General features: G+C 52.4%; 2 rRNA genes. Both read left to right on the top strand.

Annotated features, from left to right (window positions below):
* Positions 1 to 26: 26 nt before the first annotated feature.
* Positions 27 to 2,947, top strand: a 23S ribosomal RNA gene (locus BZ25_RS09665).
* A 28-nt stretch (positions 2,948 to 2,975) separates the two neighbouring features.
* Positions 2,976 to 3,088 (top strand): 5S ribosomal RNA (gene rrf, locus BZ25_RS09670).
* Positions 3,089 to 3,102 lie beyond the last annotated feature (14 nt).

Below are 3,102 nucleotides of genomic sequence, written 5' to 3' on the forward strand. Positions count from 1 at the left end.
AGCTCATTGACAAGTGCATAGAGTACGTCCAAAGAGAGAAGGGCATACGGTGGATGCCTAGCCAGCTGGAAGCGAAGAAGGACGTGGTAAGCTACGAAAAGCTGTGGGGAGCTGCAAACGAGCGAAGATCCGCAGATATCCGAATGGGGAAACCTGCCGAAAGGCATCCTGGAGACAGGAGGCGAAGCTGGGGAAGTGAAACATCATAGTACCCGGTGAAAAGAAATCAAACGAGATTCCCCTAGTAGCGGCGAGCGAAAAGGGAAGAGCCCAAACAGTAGCGATGTAAAAGCGGGCAGGCGTTGTTGCTACTGAGTTGTGGGTAACAGCTACCCGAACTGCCAGATAGGGGGTTGGATATATATACGAAGTGGAAAGGCATGGGAAGGCCTACCGAAGAAGGTGAAAGTCCTGTACACGAAAGTATATAGATTCGACTGCTGTTAACCCGAGTAGCGTAGGACACGAGGAATCCTGCGTGAAGCTGGGTGGACCTCCATCCAAGGCTAAAGAGGACAGCTGAGCGATAGTGGAATAGTACCGTGAGGGAAAGGTGAAAAGGACCCCGGGAGGGGAGTGAAAGAGAACCTGAAACCGTATGCCTACAGGAAGCGGGAGCGAAAGTGACCGCGTGCCTTTTGATTAATGAGCCTGCGAGTTATTTTCGGTGGCGAGGTTAAGCCGGTAGGTGGAGCCGAAGGGAAACCGAGTATGAATAGTGCGCAAGTCACTGGAAATAGACCCGAAGCCAGGTGAGCTACCCATGTGCAGGATGAAGCTTGGGTAAAACCAAGTGGAGGTCCGAACTGGTGGATAGTGAAAAATCCTCGGATGACATGTGGGTAGGAGTGAAAAGCTAACCGAACCTGGGGATAGCTGGTTCTCCCCGAAACGTGTGTAGGCACGGCCTCTGGAAGAAGAGTTATGGAGGTAGAGCACTGAATGGCGTAGGGGGGTAGACCTCTGAAACCAATCAAACTCCGAATGCCATAACTGGATACCAGGGAGAAAGACTGTGGGGAATAAGCTTCATGGTCGAGAGGGAAAGAGCCCAGACCGACAGCTAAGGTTCCGAAGAAGCGGCTAAGTGTGAAAGGAAGTGGACCTCTTGAGACAGCCGGGAGGTTGGCTTAGAAGCAGCCATCCTTAAAAGAGTGCGTAACAGCTCACCGGTAGAAGAGGACTGCGCCGAAAATGTAACGGAGCTAAAGCCGCGCACCGAAGCTACGGTATAGCCGAAAGGCTATAGGTAGGGGAGCAATGTGCGAGGGAGAAGCGTAACTGGAAGGTTATGTGGACGAAGCACAAGAGAGAATGCAGGCATGAGTAACGAAATGGGAGTGAGAATCTCCCACCCCTAAAGTCTAAGGTTACCTGGGGAAGGGTCGTCCGCCCAGGGTAAGTCGGGACCTAAGGTGAACCCGAAAGGGGTAGCCGATGGAAAACGGGTGAAGAATCCCGTACCAGTAAAAGAAGAGCTGCAAGGGGGGACACAGGAGGTAAAGCTACCGAGATAGGGTTGCAAATCTTCCAAGCGACGATGCCGAAGAAGCCGGTAGGGAAATCCGCTGGTGGAGGAGGAGTCGTGATGGGGAGGCCGCAAGGCCAACGGTAGATAATCACACTGTCAAGAAAAGCCTCGTGTAGCGTTGATTTTTTTACTGCCCGTTCTGGAAACCGACACAGGTAGACGAGCTGAGAAGGCAAAGGGGAGCGGAATAACCTTCGTTAAGGAACTAGGCAAAATGGCCCCGTAACTTCGGGAGAAGGGGTGGACTATTAGCATGAGAAATCATGTTAATAGAGCCGCAGTGACAAGTCCCTAGCGACTGTTTACCAAAAACACAGGTCTCTGCTAACACGGAAGTGGAAGTATAGGGACTGACGCCTGCCCAGTGCCGGAAGGTTAAGGGGAGAGGTGCAAGCTTCGAACTGAAGCCCCGGTAAACGGCGGCCGTAACTATAACGGTCCTAAGGTAGCGAAATTCCTTGTCGGGTAAGTTCCGACCTGCATGAATGGCGTAACGACTAGGGAGCTGTCTTAACGGAGGATCCGGTGAAATTACAAGCTTGGTGAAGACGCCAAGGACCCGCAGCTAGACGGAAAGACCCCGTGGAGTTTTACTGTAACCTGACATTGTAACTTATCGTTGTATGTACAGGATAGGCGGGAGGCGGAGAAAGCTGCTCGCCAGGGCAGCTGGAGCCGTCCGTGGGATACCGCCCTTACAACGATGGGTTACTAACGGGAGAAAGTGAAGAGCTTGACCTGGACAGTGTTAGGAGGGCAGTTTAACTGGGGCGGTTGCCTCCTAAAAGGTAACGGAGGTGTTCGAAGGTAGGCTCAAGTGGGTTGGAAATCCACTGAAGAGTGCAAAGGCAAAAGCCTGCTTAACTGAGAGACTGACGAGTCGATCAGGAGGGAAACCTGGACTTAGTGACCCGGCGGTTCTGAGAGGAAGGGCCGTCGATCAACGGATAAAAGTTACCCCGGGGATAACAGACTAATCACGCCCGAGAGTTCACATCGACGGCGTGGATTGGCACCTCGATGTCGGCTCATCGCAACCTGGGGCTGAAGCCGGTCCCAAGGGTTGGGCTGTTCGCCCATTAAAGCGGTACGTGAGCTGGGTTCAGAACGTCGTAAGACAGTTCGGTCTCTATCTGCTGCGGGGGTAGGAAGCTTGAAGGGGGTTGCTCCTAGTACGAGAGGACCGGAGTGAGTATGTCCCTGGTGAATCAGCTGTTATGCAAGTAGCAGGAGCTGAGTAGCCACACATATAACCGATAACCGCTGAAAGCATCTAAGCGGGAAACGGGCCCAAACAATAGGCTTCCCACTCGAGAGAGGTAAGGGCAGTTTGAGAACAAGACGTAGATAGGCCGCAGGTGTAAGTACTGAGAAGTATTGAGCCGAGCGGTACTAATAGCCCGAGGCTTTGGACGAAACTCTATGCACTTGTGAATGAGTAATAGGGGGTGAAGATAACGATACGGGAAACACCCAGAACCATACCGAACCTGACGGTTAAGCCGTATCGTGCCGATGGTAGTACGCTTTGACGTGTGAGAGTAGGTATCGCCCCCTTCCTTTTTTTTAAA

Source organism: Petrotoga sp. Shatin.DS.tank11.9.2.9.3 (genome assembly GCF_003665005.1).
GTDB lineage: Bacteria > Thermotogota > Thermotogae > Petrotogales > Petrotogaceae > Petrotoga > Petrotoga mobilis.